Origin of the sequence: Paraburkholderia solisilvae, from assembly GCF_902859875.1 — a bacterium.
Lineage (GTDB): Bacteria > Pseudomonadota > Gammaproteobacteria > Burkholderiales > Burkholderiaceae > Paraburkholderia > Paraburkholderia solisilvae.
Map to the genome: position 1 here is coordinate 227,099 of NZ_CADIKF010000002.1, position 15,954 is coordinate 243,052.

Below are 15,954 nucleotides of genomic sequence, written 5' to 3' on the forward strand. Positions count from 1 at the left end.
GACATGTGACAAAAGATTCGAACCTCGTCGACGGCAATAAGGTGCGTAGCACCGGAAATACGATTGCCATGGCGGGTCCGTAACTTCTGAACGTTTATCGCCTCGCAAGGCGATTTCGGGGAATGCATCTGCGGAACCGCGTCCGGGCGCACCGTGGAAGCTGGCAACAATTTTCGAGTTTGGGGATGCAGAAATGGCGGCACGTGCACGCGCAGAAAAACACCTACACCAATCACCCACTGTCTTGAGAGCGACTGTCCGGCCTGTGTGCCGGGCCATTGCAGTGATGGTCGCAGCCGGCTTTGCCGCGCATGCGCAGGCAGGCATCATCAATCTCGGTGTGGCCGGCGGGCGCGCAACAGGTGGTGCGGGTGGCGCAGGCGGCGCCGGAGGCGTCACGAATCTCGGCGTCACGCCGCAGCAGGCGCAGCAGGCCAGCCAGACCTCGATCCGCAATCTGGCGAACGCCGCGCAAGGCATTGCGCAGCAGATCGCCGCGCAGCAGGCGGCGGCCGCTAACGCGGCGGCGACGTCAAACGTGCCGAACGGCCTTGCGCCCGGCGGGCTGCAGGTGGCGCCGGGTGTCGCGTTCAATGCGAACGGTACGCCGACCGCGGCTACCTCGAATCTCAGCAACCCGAACCTGTGGATCAATGCGAACGCGCCGACGCAGTCGGTCGATTCGAGCGGGCATGTGACGGTTGAAGTGGACCAGACCGGGCAAAGCGCGGTGGCGACCTGGACGTCGATGAACGTCGGCAGGCAGACGACGCTGTACTTCAATCAGTCTGCGGGTACGCAATCCAATGGCGCGAACAATTGGGTGATTCTGAACCGGATCATGGATCCGACGGGATTGCCTAGCCAGATTCTTGGCAATGTGAAGGCTGAGGGTTCGGTGTTTGTGATCAACCGCAACGGCGTGCTGTTTGGCGCGGGGTCGCAGGTCAACGTGCACTCGCTGCTGGCTTCGTCGCTGGATCTGCTCAATCAGAGCGATACGCCGACGCAGGGCGCTAGCGATATTGCGAAGAGCAACCAGTTGTTCCTGAACATGCAGTCGGGCTCGCAAGGGGGACTGGCGGCGCTGGAGTCGGTGGCGCAGGGCGGCAGTGGTACCCCGGCTGGCGCGCCGAACGAGGTGCTGGGACTCGGCAATGTCGTGAACATCAGTTCGCCCAGTGAGTACACCCTGCCGGGCAATATCACGATTCAGCCGGGCGCATCCATCACGACGCAGACGGACGGCACGGTTAGCGACGGCGGCTTTGTGATGATCGCGGCGCCGAATGTGACGAATGGCGGCAGCATCACGGCGACCGGTGGTCAGGTGATCCTCGCAGCCGGTGTGGGTGTGAGTCTGCGGCCCAATCAGGCGGCGCCGCAGCAGTTTGTGCCTGAGATCAGCGGCGAACTTGTCTTGAATGGGCAGGATGTCACACCAGCGGGAGCCTTGGTCAACTCCGGCATTATTCAGGCCGCACGCGGCACCGTCGATCTGCTTGGCAGCAGCGTTGCGCAGAACGGCGTTGTCGGTGTGACGACCAGCGTGAACACGCCGGGCAACATTACCATTTCGACGGTCGACGAGTATCAGGCGAATACGCCGACAGGGACTTCATATAATGGTGGAACGGCGATCGGCGGACAAACCGACCCGGTGGCGATCGCCACACACCGCGCCGGTCTGCTCACCTTCGGTCCGGATTCCGTAACGACAGTCATGCCGGATACGGATGGCGTGACGGCCACTTCCGCGCCGGGCACGGTCTTCACGCCGGGCAGCATCACCGTGACCGCAGGGTCGGTGTGGTTCCAGTCAGGCTCGCTGATCGAGGCACCGGGTTCGACGGTGCAGGTGGCGGCGCTGACGCCGTCGGCGGCGCTGGACGCGACTCCGCCCGGCGACACAGCCGTACCCGGCCGCATTCTTCTCGACAACGGCGCGACGATCGACGTGTCGGGGCTGTCGAACGTCGAATTGCCGGTTGCCGATACGCTCGTGACGGTGCCGCTCATTGGCGGTAACGAACTGGCCGACTCGCCGCTGTTGCGCGACGGCTTTCTGTTCGGTCTGAAGGACGTGGTAGTTGACAGCACGTTGTCAGGCACGCGTAGCGACGGCGTCGAGTGGGTCGGCAGTCCGGTCCTGAACATTGCCGGTCTTGTCAGCCTGATTCCGCGCACGGTCGACCAGTTGCTGATGAATGGCGGCACGGTGATCCTGGCGGGCAATGAGGTGATGACGGCTTCCGGGTCGCTGATCAACCTGAACGGCGGGTATGTCCATTACCTCGGCGGCATGGTCAACACGACGCGTCTGATCGACGCGAGCGGTGCGGTTGTGCCGATCGGCCAGGCCGATCCGAACGACACCTACATCGCAGTGGCCGGCGAGTTCGTCGACAGTCATCCGCGCTGGGGCATCAACAATACGTACACGAACCCGCTGCTGTCGGGCAGTGCGTACGAAGGCGATTTCATTGTTGGCGGCAATGCCGGCACGCTGGATATTTTCGCGACCTCGTCGATGGTGCTGGACGGCAACATCACCGCCCAGGCGCTCAGCGGCTCCAAGCAGGTGCAGGACAACGATCAGGCGGTGGGCGGCACGTTCAATTTCGGCGCTGACCCAACGTTGAGCGCACATGCCGTCCCTGGCAACATTGCGGGTCTGACGCTGGGTACACTGACTTCGACCACTGGCGAAACCGGCACGGTGATCCTGCAGAACACTCCACCGCAACTGAGCAGTATCGCGCCGGATTTTTCAATCGGTACGCCGATCGATACGGCGGCAAACAATGCGTTACCTGCGACGGACCCGAACAACATTACCGCCAACATGGTGGTGCCCACCGCGATGCTCTCCGACGGCGGTTTCGCGAACGTGAACGTAACGGAAGACAAGGTTAACGGCAAGGGTTTTGTCGTGCCTGATGGAACTGTGTTGAGTTTGCAGCCTGGCGGTTCGTTGACGCTGAATGCTCCGAATACCGCAAATGCGCAGATAGACGGCCACTTGATCGTCCCGTCCGGTACGATTTCGATTTCGCTCTCGATCAATTCCGGTGTGACGGCTAGCCCGACGTCGGGCAACATCGTCGTGGGACCTGATGCGCTCCTGAGCACGGCCGGCGAGTGGGTGAACAACGATACGCAACTGGCGGCCGGAACGACGCCGGGCGATAGCGAGTTCATCAACGGCGGCTCCGTGACGCTGGCCGCAGGTTACGGCGTCGATTTGCAGCCGGGCAGCTCGATCGATGTGTCCAGCGGCGGCGAGATGCAGGCCAACGGTCAGATGCTGATGAATAACGGTATTGCCGAGGGCAAGGGCGGCAATGTTACGTTGCAGACGTTGGTCGATCAGGCCGGCTACCCCGCAGTGCTGCCCACGGACCCGCTGTTGCATATGGACGGCACGATTCGCGGCTTCGGCTTCTCGGGTGGCGGCACACTGACACTGGAGGTGCTGGATATCCAGGTTGGTGGCGATCCGACGTCGGCGCCTGCTTACACGACGGTGTTGCCGACCGACTTTTTCTTGCAGCAAGGCTTTGGCAACTATGTGCTGAATGCGTATCTCGACGCAACTGTCGCGCCCGGTGCGACGGTAGATGTGACCCAGCAGAACCTGATTCCCGACTTCTCCTCGCTGCAGCATGTGGCCAGCGGCGCCGACCTTTCGACGAGCGGTCTGACGACGCTCGGGACGACCGACGCGTTCGACCGGCAGCCGACGGATCTGGTGCTGACGGCCGGTGGTTATGCAGCGTGGCATGTCACGAACAACACGACAGGAACTGCACCGCCGGTCGTTCCCGACTACCCGGGCGTCACCGGCGCGGTGACAATCGGCGAGGGCGCGTCCGTTGTCGCAGACGCGGGTGCGAGTATTGGTTTGGGCTCGCCCGCACAGGTCACTGTGCTGGGTTCTCTGATTGCTCCGGGCGGTTCGATCACGTTGAGTGCCGATAGCGGTAGCAGCTCAACATTCGATGTGACCGGGCAATACAACGGCGCTGAGGGTGTTTTCACGGGCGCTGGTAAGTCGGTGTGGCTCGGACCCAATGCGTTGCTCGACGTCGCCGGCGTGGCACTGACCGATCCGTTTGCTGAGCCGGTCCGTAATGGTCTGAGCACGTTTATTCCGACCACGGGCACGGTACTGCCCGGTGGGTCGGTGACCATTTCCGACGACTCCGGCTACATCGTTGCACAGGCGGGTTCACGCATTGACGTGTCGGGCACCTCGGCAAACCTCGACCAGCCGCAAGCGAACGGTCGGTTTGCGTCGCAACCGGTGTGGAGCGATGCTGGCTCGATCACGCTGGCGGCGTCGAGCGGCCTGTTTTTCGACGGCACGCTCGACGCGCACGGCGGTGCGCCGCTGGCGCAAGGCGGTACGCTCTCTATCTTGCCGATTCCAATTGGCACGCCGACGACGCCTTTCGGGGTGCTTGGCAACCAGAATCCGTTGCCCGGCGCAACCGCGCTGGTCATCCAGCAGAGTGGAGACTTCGTGCCCGCGGGCCTCGAGCCCGGGGAAAGCTTTGCCTCGGCAATTGGCGCACCGACGGGCGTGCTGCAGTTTGCAGCAGATCGCCTTGATGGATCGGGTATCTCGACGCTCGTACTCGGCGCACCGGCTGGTACGCCGATGGCCACCCAAGGCGCTGTGCCGATTGTGTTTAGCGGCAACGTCAACCTGAATCTGGCGCAAGCGGTCATCATCAATGCGGAGACGATAGCGGCGCTGGACAGTAACGCCGTCAGCCAGCTGACGTCGACGACGACGCTCGCTTCGCTATTGAAGAACCAGGGAAGTGACGTTGCATCGACAGACACCACCGTCTCAATAACCGCGCCCTACGTTGCTCTCGTGGGGCCGACGTTCGGCAGTTTTGTCACTCAGGTCGATCCGGTTTTTGCCGCAGGCGACGGCACGCTGAACGTCAATGCGTCGTTCATCGATCTGGAAAACCAGTTCCAGCTGAATAACTTCGGGCAGGCAAATTTCACGAGCAGCGGGGATATCCGGCTGAGTTCGACAAACGCGAATCTCAACAGTACAAACGCGCTCGATCCCGGCGTGCTCTTCACACCCGGCAACCTGACCTTCAAGGCCGCGGACCTGTATCCGTCCACCGGCTCGACCTTCATCATCGACGCGGTTGGTCCGACCGGTTCGAGCGGCGCTCCTGCGCCGACCACGGTGACGTTCGAATCGAACGGCGCGTCGAGCGTGCCGCTGTCCGCCGGCGGCACGTTGCTGGTGGATGCGACCAATATCGTGCAGGGCGGCACCGTGCGCGCGCCTGCGGGCAGCCTGATCTTCGGTGTCGGCGATCCTAACGACACCGCGACGCAGGCCCAGTTCAACTGGGGCGCTAGCACGACACCGTTGGTCGCGACCGATTCGGTTACGTTCGCGGGCGGCAGCTTCACGTCGGTGTCGGAAGAGGGCGCGATTATTCCGTTCGGCACGACGGTCGACGGCGTCGAATGGCAGTTCAATCCGGTACCGAATGCGAATGCGGCGCCTGACCTGAGCGCTCCGCCCGCGAAATTCATCAGCGCGAACGGCAGCAATGTGGCGCTCAATGCAGGCGCAACGATCGATCTGTCGGGCGGCGGCGACCTTCAGGCTGCGGAGTTCGTAGCGGGCACCGGCGGCACGCGCAATGTGCTATCGCAGTTTAATGTGAGCTTTGCGTCGAACCCGAATGGCACCGCTGTGCCAACGAACGCGAACGCTTCGAACGTCTACGCGATCCTGCCTGGTAAGCAGTCGCCGGTGGCCGCGTACGACCCGATGTTCGCGCAGAACGTGCAACCGTCGACCAATGGGAGCGGTACAAGCACAACCACAAAGAGCGATGGTGTCGGCCAGGCTGCGCTGAACAGCGCAGTGGGCCAGTCCGTTTATCTGTCCGGCGTACCGGGCCTGCCGGCGGGCTTCTATACGCTGCTGCCGGCCATGTATGCGACGGTGCCGGGCGCGTTCCGCGTGACGGTCTCGTCGGCCACCGGCCCGGTCGCGCCGGGTTCGAGCCAGACGCTGCCGGACGGCACGATCCAGGTGGCCGGCTACTTCGGCAATTCGCTTTCGGGCTCCCGCAGCGCGACACCTACACTTTTCGACGTGCAGTCGGGCCAGGTGTGGCAGCAGTACTCGCAGTTCACATTGACCAGCGCCAACGCGTTCTTCCCGAACCTGGCGGCCAGTGCGGGCAACGTTACGCCGCCGCTGCCTGTCGACGCCGGGCAACTGGTGCTATCCGCGAAAACTTCGCTGTCGTTGGGCGCGAAGCTCGATACGGCGGCAGGCCCCGGCGGTGCGCCGGCGGAAGTCGATATCGCGTCGCAGGACATCCAGATTGTCGGCAATGGCGAAGCGGCATTGCCCGGTTACCTGCAGATCAGCGCGGACCAGCTCGACTCGCTCGATGCAGGCAGTCTGCTGATCGGCGGCACGCGCACGCAGACTTCGAGCGGCATCACGATCGATGCGATCGCCAATAGCGTCGTCGTGTCGAACGACGCATCCGATCCTTTGACCGGACCCGAGATTCTGCTCGTAACGAAGACGGACCCGACCGGCGCCGATGCAAATGCGCAGAACGGTCTGCGCATCGATCCGGGCAGTGTGATCGCGGCGCAAGGAACCTACCCCGCGGCGAAGGACCTGCCGATTACGATCGGTGTGGCGCCCGCCAGCGACGGCAGCGGCGGCGTATCGGGCGACGGAGCGCTCGTGCGTGTTTCGAACGGTGCGGACGTGACCGTGACACGCCTCGATACGACGGATGTGTCGACCAACCCCGGCTCGCTGACAATCGGCGCCGACGCGACCTTGTCGGGCGGCCAGTCGCTGACGCTCGATTCGTCGGGCAACCTGAAGTTCGACCCGACCGCGACGTTCTCGGGCAACACAATTGCGGTGGACGGTTCCGCCATCACGTTCACGGACCAGACGGGCGAAGCCGCGGCAGCACTGCCGGGCTTCGTGATCGGTGTTACGCAACTTGCACAACTGTCGAACACGCAGGAGTTGATTCTGCGCAGTTCGGGCGCGATGAACTTCGACGGCGACGTCGACGTGACGTTCGGCCCGAATGTCGATCTGAGCGCGGGCACGTTTACGAGCAACGGTGGCGCAGTCACGCTGAACGGCAAAGAGATCGAATTCACGAACGAGCTGGGCGGCTCGGCATCTGCCGGGACCAGCGGATCGGGCACGTTGACGGTCAACGCGAACGAAATCGACTTCGGCACGGGCGACAAGGCAACCTCGGGCTTCGGCTCGGCCACCTTCAATGCGACAGGCGGCATTGTCGGCCAGAACACGGGCTCATTCGATTTCGGTGCGTCGCAGGTGACAATGAGCGCACCGGTCTATCTGGCCGATACCAGTTCGAGCCAGACCATCACGACGACCGGCGTGCTGACGCTGAATTCCGCGCAAGGCACAGCGCTCGATCTGCAGCCGGTGGGCGGCGAAATCTCGTTCACGGGCGGCACGCTCAACGACAACGGCGCGACCATCGAAGCGCCGGCCGGCAATGTCAGCCTCGAAGCGACCACAGGGGACCTGACCGTCGGCGCGGGCTCGCTCGTCAGTTCAGCGGGTGTGGCAAAGCAATTCTTCGATACCACGCTCTTTGCCCCCGCCGGTTCGATCACGCTGACGGCTGACCAAGGCAGCGTGAATGTGCAGTCGGGCGCGACGCTCGATTTCTCGGGCACAAGCCAAGGGGGCGCGGCGGGCAGCGTGACGCTCTCGGCGCCGGACCAGGTGGTGAACCTGAATGGCACGCTCAACGGCAATGCGGTAGCGGGCTTCATGGGTGGTTCTTTCTCGCTGAATACGGGTGGCGCAGTCGATCTCGACAGCCTTGCGGCCACGCTTGCGTCCAGCGGTGTAAACAACGCGATCTCGGTGGAGACCCATACGGGCAATCTGACGCTGTCGTCCGGCAACACGATTACCGCGCATTCGGTATCGCTCACGGCCGACGGCGGCGCGGGCGGCGCGAATACGGGCGAGGGCAACGTCAATATCGACGGCACGATCAACGCGTCGGGCATTGTCGGTGGCGAGATCGACCTGTACGGCAAGAGCGGTGTTGATGTTGAAGGTTCGCTGATTGCAATAGCCTGCCTGCCGGGCGGCCCGTGCGACGACCAGCACCTGAATCCGAACCAGCGCGGCGGTACGGTCAACATCGGCACCGCCGGCAACGGCAGCACGACGAGCCTGAATTCGACCTACGGCTACGAGAATGTCACGCCGGACCAGTCGGGTCTTATCGTGCTCGGCGGCCAGTCGGTGATCGACGTATCCGGCGGAACGGCCGGCGGGCTGTCGGGTGGCACGGTGAATATCCGTGCACCGATCATGACGAATGGTCTCGTCAACGTGCAGGTGTCGCCTGGCGCGACCATTGTCGGCTCACGTGCAACGACGATCGAAGCGTATGCGGTGTGGAGCACCGACGATCAAAGCACGAACCCGCAGCAGCACTTCGACGGCATTGTCGACCCCGCGGGCTGGTATGACAGCAGCGGCAACCTTTTGTCGGGCACCTTCACGAGCCAGGATGGTTCGACGACGATTACCTACGACGCGACAAACGATACGCTGTCGAGCGATCCGGGTGCGTCGCCGCAGAAGATCGCGCAGGACTTGCAGACACTGCTTCAGAACGACTTTTTCTCGCCGGGTACGGCCGATGCTAATCACGTGGCCTTCTATGGCTTTGTCAACAACGACGGTAGTACGCCCGGCACGTTGATGAGTTTCGTGGAGAACGGTGCGAACAGCGTGGCGGCCCAGTTCGCTAACACGGCCTTTACTGTTGTGCCGGGCATCGAACTGGACAACCCGGACCCGAACATCAACAGCGGCAATATCTCTGTGCTGACGAACTGGAACCTCGGCGCGTTAAATTCGGCGGGGAATCCGGCGTTCCGTTTCCTTGCCAATGGGCAGGCGCCGATCATCACGTTTAAGGCCGAAAACAACGTCGACGTGAAGGCGAGCCTGTCGGACGGGTTCTTCCAGATTGCCAACCCGCTGGGTGGCGGCGGTTCGATTCCGATACCGGTCTACGAGAAATACGGAACGTATGCCGCTGCGCTTGCTGCGTATGACGCTACTCCCTATTATTTCGCTTATCTCGGTTTGCCCAATTACAACGTCAGTGTTTTTGGTCTTAATGTCCCGGCACCGCAAATCGTGCCGGGCGATAGCGACGAAAAGGACGAGTACTACGCACTCTATACGGCATATGTGCAGTTTTTGGATTCGCGAGTGCCGGCGTCAGTGGCGCAGGCCCTTGGTGTCAACCCGCATTTCGATTGGGGCGATACGTTTGATGTACTGCAAAATGAACCGAACCCGGTGACCCCTCCGGCGCCCCCAACCGGTGGTATGCAGACGAAGCAGCCATCAACGTATTTCGTGTATCTCGCGAATTACGCAGCCTTTGTGACAAACGCCGTCAACTCTTCGGGTGTCAACGTACCGCCGCCAGTCGCACCAGCCTTTCAGTCCGACACCGCGCTCCCAGGCCAAACATCAGTCAGCCTTCCGGCCGTTACTGACAATACGCCATCCCCGACTCATGCGGCGAACGACCCGTTGCCGCTGTTGTCCGCCACGCTCGCTGGTGGACCAAGTTCAAGCTTCCGCATCGTCGCGGGCGCGGATTTCACCAGCGCCAATCCCCTCGCGGTTCAAGCCGCATCGGTCGCGAAAGCGGCGGCGGACGGAAGCGTGACGCTTAGCGGACAGTTCCAGTATGTCGATTCGACGGGCCACATGGTGCTCGAGCCGACGATGATTCGTACGGGCGTGGGCTCAATCGAAATTGCGGCCGCCAACGACCTCTCTTTGTTCGACACGACTGCGCAACAAGACGACGGAAATGCCCCGGTCGTGCCGGGTGTTATTTATACCGCCGGCGCCCCGGCGGCGGACTCGCCGACGGTGAATCCGACCGCGCTGATCCTGAAGGGTGACACGACTCAAGGGCGGCCGGATCTTCTCGTGACTTCGGCTGTGAATTCGGATTCCGCGGGCGACATCACGATCGATGTACAAGGCAATATCAATGGCCTGGAGAACGTGGTCGACACGACGGGTGCGGTGACCGGCACCGCCGGCACGAACATCAGCCAGTTCTGGACGCCCTGGATGCAGACCGGCAACACCTTGGGGGCATCGAACCAGATCGTGCAGACGTCGATCAACTTCGGCGCGTTCGATCAGGGCGTGATGAGTGTGGGCGGCAATGTGTCGATCAGCGCGGGCGGAAATATCTCGGACCTCGCCGTGTCGCTGCCCACTACCTGGTATCTGACTAACGCGAACACCAGCAGCCCGACGGTCAACACGGTCGGCGGGGGCAATCTGACGGTGACCGCTGGTGGTGACCTGTTTAGCGGCGACTACTTTGTCGCGAAGGGTACGGGAACGATTTCGGCGGGTGGGCAGATCGGGTTTGATTTCACTGTACCTTCGGTTGTTGGGATACCGCCAGTTCCCGATCCGGTAGCTCCCATCTTCGCTGCGCAAGACGGGGTATTCAATATCAGTGCCCGGCAGGGAGTGAATATCGGCGCCACGGTTGATCCTTCGTATTTTGCGGGGGGCGACGGTCAGGGTTATTCGGCATCTTCAGCATTGAATGTCGAGTCCACGACGGGAGATATCCAGTTCGGTACGCTCGACGTGACAGCGTTGCCACTCAGCCATTTGATGAACACCGTGGCCAGTAACGTACTGCCCGCCACGGTGGATCTGACCGCGTTCACCGGCGGCATCAACATCGAGTCGGGGGGCTCTCTCTTCCCGTCTGCGACTGGAAATCTGAGTCTGATTGCGGATCAGACCATCAATCTGAACGCCACGGTCAGCGATAACTCCGGACGCAAGGAAGCAAGCCCGGTATTCGGCATGCTGGACATCGATCCTTCGGCGATGCCGTCTCCGACCAATCCGGACGCGCCGGTTCCGCTGCCGGTCGATATCAATTCTGCAGATCACGCACAGACGCCGCTGCATGCGGACGATACGGATCCGGTGCGTGTCTACAGTCTCGAGGGCAGCATTGTCGATGGCTTCCTGGAGCCGACCGGTCTGAACGCGGGCTTCTACGACCATCTGGTTGCGTTGGCAGTCGATAAACCAGCGCTGATCGAGGCGGGCCAAGATATCCTCAATCTGTCGTTCCAGGGGCAAAATCTGGGAGAGGATGACGTGACGCGAATACTCGCGGGACGTGATATTGCAGATACGCCGTTAGTGTCTAACGGCACCGTGGTACCAGGACTCGTGCTGGGTGGCCCAGGCACATTCGACGTCGAAGCAGGCCGCAATATCGGGCCGTTGACGAACGAGCAGCAACTGGTAGCGGCTCATGTGCTTGGTTTCCCCGGCGTACCAACCGTTCTTGGCATCGAGGCGGTCGGCAATGCAGACAATCCGAACCTGCCGCACGAAAGCGCAAACATTCAGGTGCTGTTCGGCATCAGTCCGGGCGTTGACTATAGCGACTTCATCTCGGCCTACATCGATCCATCCAACTCTGTGCAGGGCGTGCCGAGCTCGACCGATGCGCTGATCACCTTCATGGAGCAGTATGACGCCGGGCAGGGCGTCGATACGGGCCTTGCCAACGACAAGTCCACGGCGCTCAAGAATGTCGGCACCCTCACGGCCGCACAGGCGTGGTCGCAATTCCAGGCATTGCCGTCGTACGTGCAGCAAATCTTTGCGCAGCAGGTGCTGTTCAATGTGCTGACCGACGTCGGCAACGACTTCAACAATCCGACCAGCCCGTTCTTCCAGCAATATGAGCGTGGCTACCAGGCGATCAACGCGCTGTTCCCGGCATCGTTAGGCTATACGGCGAATAATCTGGATGGCGGCACGAACGGTGCGAACAAGCTGGTGGATACCGGCAACCTCGACATCCGCAGCACGACCATCCAGACGCAGCAGGGCGGTAATGTTTCGATTCTCGGCCCGGGTGGACAGGCGCTGGTGGGCAGCACGTCGGCGCCGCCGGAGATTGTCGATAGTTCCGGCAATGTTGTCGCCGGCCCCGGCACGATGGGCATTCTCACGCTCGAGCAGGGCGACATCAACATCTTCACCGACCAGAGCGTGTTGCTCGCGCAAAGCCGTATCTTTACCGAGCAGGGCGGCGACATGACGATCTGGAGCTCGAACGGCGACATCAATGCGGGCAAGGGCGCGACGACGTCGGCCGATGTTCCGACGCCGATCTACGCGTGCGATCTGAACCACTTCTGTACGGTCGATGCGCGCGGTGAGGTGACGGGCGCCGGTATCGCAACGCTGCAGAGTATTCCGGGCGCGCCGCGGGGCAACGTGGACCTGATTGCACCGCGCGGTACGGTCGATGCGGGCGATGCCGGTGTTCGTACGTCGGGCAATCTGAACGTCGCGGCGCTGCATGTAGCGAACGCGGATAACTTTCAGACGCAAGGCACGCAAACGGGTGTGCCGACCGCGGCGGTGGTGAATACGGGCGCGCTGACCTCAGCGAGCGCGGCGGCATCGGCGGTGACGCAGGCTGCGGCGAATCTCGCGCGAAGCCAGGTGGGCAATGGTCCTCAGCGTCACTGGGTCATCTCCGTGCAGGTACAAGGGTTCGGCGACGATGACGATAATGGCGATGACGATCAGAAGAAGCGGAAGCGTCAGCAGGTCGGCTACGATTCTTCGAGCGCGGTGTCCGTTATCGGATTCGGCGGAACCGGTGCGACCCAGCGGGCAGTGATGAGCAAGGCGGAGCAGGAGAAATTGGGCAAGATCTGATCGAAGGGCTGCGGACGGTCGACTAAGCCGCAGACCCTGGCCACGCGAGCGCTGTGTTGCTCGCATAAGGAAACGCCGCGCTTCCGAGTGTGCTCGGGAGCGCGGCGTTTGTTTTGGCTAGCTATAGCAAGCGCAAGTTATCTCGATTAGCGGCCAGCGATTGCTCCGCAAACCGTCGTGTTGCCGATGTTTAGCGTGTTCGTGCTGCCTCTAAGCGGGGCCGTCAGGAACGTGCTGGTGATCGCTGTCGCGAAAGCCGAAGGCACGGTAGCGAAGCCGTTGCCATTCAGGATGGCGCCGTTGCTTGCATAGTGCAGGTTCAGGAAGTCCACGACAGAAGCGGCGACCGTCGGCGAATTGCTGTGGTTCGCATAGCACTGGCTGACGATGATCTGGCTCGTGCCCGAGATCGGATAGCCAGTCGTCGGGTTGCTGGCATTCGGCACCCAATTGGCCGGATTGCGTGCCGTGATAGCCGTCGGTGGCAAGACGGTTCCAACAGCCGTTGCTGCGTTCACGAATGTCGGAACGACATCTATGCCCGTCGACGAGTTACGCAGACTGGCCACTGCCAACTGGTTGGCCGCAGCCGATGCGCTCGACGGCGCGAGGGACGTGTTTGTCCAGGCCGGGCTCAGATAGCCGATGGCCGGCGTACCAGCCCAACGGAGGCTAACCAGCAGATTGGAGATGCCGCCGCTGCCTGAAGCCGACCTGAAATTGCTGGGTACTGTCACAAACAGGCTCGCGAAGTTCTGCGTTTCGACGAACGTGACGGGGTTACCTCCTGCGCCCGACGGAATCGGACAGACCTTGGCCAGGTGCGCTGTCAATAGATCTGTCTCGCCACTGTTATCAGAGGAATAGACCACCGCAATTGCGCCAGCCGGATATTTCGAACCGGTGTCGGGGTTGGTTACTTGGTTCCAGTTGGTGAAAGTACCCGAGAAAATGCCGCACAGATCAGCGTCGTTGAGCGCAACCGTCGGCATCGTGCTGTTGGGCAGCGCCGGGCCCGTGCCCGCCGGAGCATTCACGAGCGGAATCGTGAGCGGCGTAACGACATACGGTATCTGGATCAGCGCGCCGTCGGTCTTCGCGCGGCCAGCCTGGTATGCCGAGATCTGAGCCGTCGTCAACGGTGCATCGCTGTTCGCGAAGTCAACCGCGCCCGTTGCGGTGATTGTGCCCGAAAGGAATTGCGTCGGGTCATTATTCAGGAACGCCACTTCACCAGCGCCCGAACCAACGCCGAAGTACGCGATGCTACCGTCGGCGGGCGGGAAAATTGCGGTCTCGACGTTGACCAGTGGCTGAACAAGCGTCGAACCACCGCCAAGCAGTACCGGAGGCGTTTGGGCCAGTGCAACCGGCACGCTCAAGCTCGAAAAAATGGCTGCAGCAGCAAGACCAATTGGTGTCTTCGTGATTTTCATTGTGTTCTCACTCGAATGTGATCAACGGGTTGTCGCACATCCTCGGTAACAGCATCAATGCACGACAAGACAAAAAACGCCGCATGCCCCGATTGCTCGGAACATGCGGCGTCTATTGCAGCAGGTGACTCAGCCGATTAACGGCCAGCGATCGCACCGCACTTCGTGGTATTGCCGATACCGAGCGCGTTGGTGGTCGTCAGGAAGTCGTTCGTGATTGCCGTCAGGAAGGTCGTCGGCACACTGTCAAAGCCATTGTTGTGCAGCAGCGTGGCGTTGGCTGCCGAATAGTGCTGGGTGAGGAAATCCACCACCGAACCAGCAACCGACGGCGTGTTGCCATGGTTTGCATAGCACTGGCTGACGATGATCTGGCTCGTACCCGAGATCGGATAGCCGGTCGTCGGGTTGCTGGCGCTCGGCACCCAGTTGGCCGGGTTGGCCGCAAGGGCGGCATTCGCCGGCGGGTTGATGGTACCAACAGCGGCCGTCGCGTTCGCGAACGTCGGGACGACGTCTACGGCCGGCGTCGCGTTCGAGTTCCGAAGGCTGGCCACTGCCAACTGGTCAGCCGCAGCCGATGCGCTCGACGGCGCGAGGGACGTATTCGTCCAGTCCGGGCTCAGATAACCGACGGCGGGTGTACCAGCCGCACGGAGGCTAACCAGCAGAGCGGAAACACCGCCGCTGCCCGAAGCCGACGTGAAGTTGCTCGGTACCGTCGTGAAGAGGCCCCCGAAGTTTTGCGTTTCGACGAACGTGACGGGGTTAGCCGCCGTGCCCGACGGAATCGGGCAAACCTTCGCCAGGTGGGCCGTCAACAGGTCGCTCGTGCCGCTGTTGTCCGAACGATAGACCACCTTGATTGCGCCAGCCGGATACGCCGCACCGGTGTCGGGGTTGGTGACCTGGTTCCAGTTCGTGAAAGCGCCCGAGAAGATGCCGCACAGATCAGCGTCGTTAAGCGCAACGGTCGGCGTCGTGCTGTTCGGCAGCGCCGGGCCCGTGCCCGTCGGAGCATTCACGAGCGGAATCGTGATCGGCGTGATGATGTACGGAATCTGGATCAGCGCGCCGTCGGTCTTCGCGCGGCCGGCCTGGTACGTCGAGATCTGAGCCGACGACAGCGGTGCATCGCTGTTCGCGAAGTTGACCGTGGCGCTGAGGCCCGCGCTGAATTGCGTCGAATCATTGTTCAGGAACGCCGATTGACCAGCGCCCGAGCCAACGCCGAAGTACGTGATGTGACCGTCAGCGGTCGGGAAAATCGCGCTTTCCGAACCGATCGTCGGTTGAACCAGCGTCGAGCCACCGCCGAGCAGCGACGGAGCCGATTGAGCCATCGCAGCCGATGCGATGCCAAAGCCGGAAATAACGAGTGCAACAGCCAGGCTAATCTTGCGCTTACTGGATTTCATGAAAATTCCTTCAGTGAAGATGACGGGGGAACCAGCTGTAACGCAGTGACGCTATCGCGTCGTACTGCCGGAAGAAATGTAGACGTTAATCAACCGGCCGAGCGTGAATTTTTAGTAACGAATGGTCCGTAACATTTTGTCAGTGCCGATCGGCTAATAAAAATTCGCATTGAATAGCTTTACGGGTTGGAAGCTAATCACGAACTTTGACAAAGCTGTCCGTGCCTGTGCGGTGGCGTGTGCA

The 15,954-nt window shown here is 61.8% G+C and carries 3 protein-coding genes; 1 reads left to right on the plus strand and 2 read right to left on the minus strand.

Features of this window, described 5'->3' with window-relative positions; all coding sequences use genetic code 11:
- The first annotated feature begins 286 nt into the window (after positions 1 to 286).
- A complete protein-coding gene (locus HV675_RS02440) occupies positions 287 to 12,856 on the plus strand; it encodes a filamentous haemagglutinin family protein (RefSeq protein WP_246270075.1) in 12,570 nt (4,189 codons plus the stop codon).
- A gap of 146 nt (positions 12,857 to 13,002) precedes the next feature.
- Here the strand turns inward: HV675_RS02440 and HV675_RS02445 are convergent, their stop codons facing one another.
- Positions 13,003 to 14,292, minus strand: a complete 1,290-nt coding sequence (locus tag HV675_RS02445; RefSeq protein ID WP_175109156.1) for a substrate-binding domain-containing protein — start codon at positions 14,290 to 14,292, stop codon at positions 13,003 to 13,005.
- Positions 14,293 to 14,429: 137 nt separating this feature from the next.
- Complete coding sequence (locus HV675_RS02450) at positions 14,430 to 15,710, minus strand: substrate-binding domain-containing protein (RefSeq protein ID WP_175109157.1); 1,281 nt, start codon at positions 15,708 to 15,710, stop codon at positions 14,430 to 14,432.
- Positions 15,711 to 15,954: the final 244 nt, after the last annotated feature.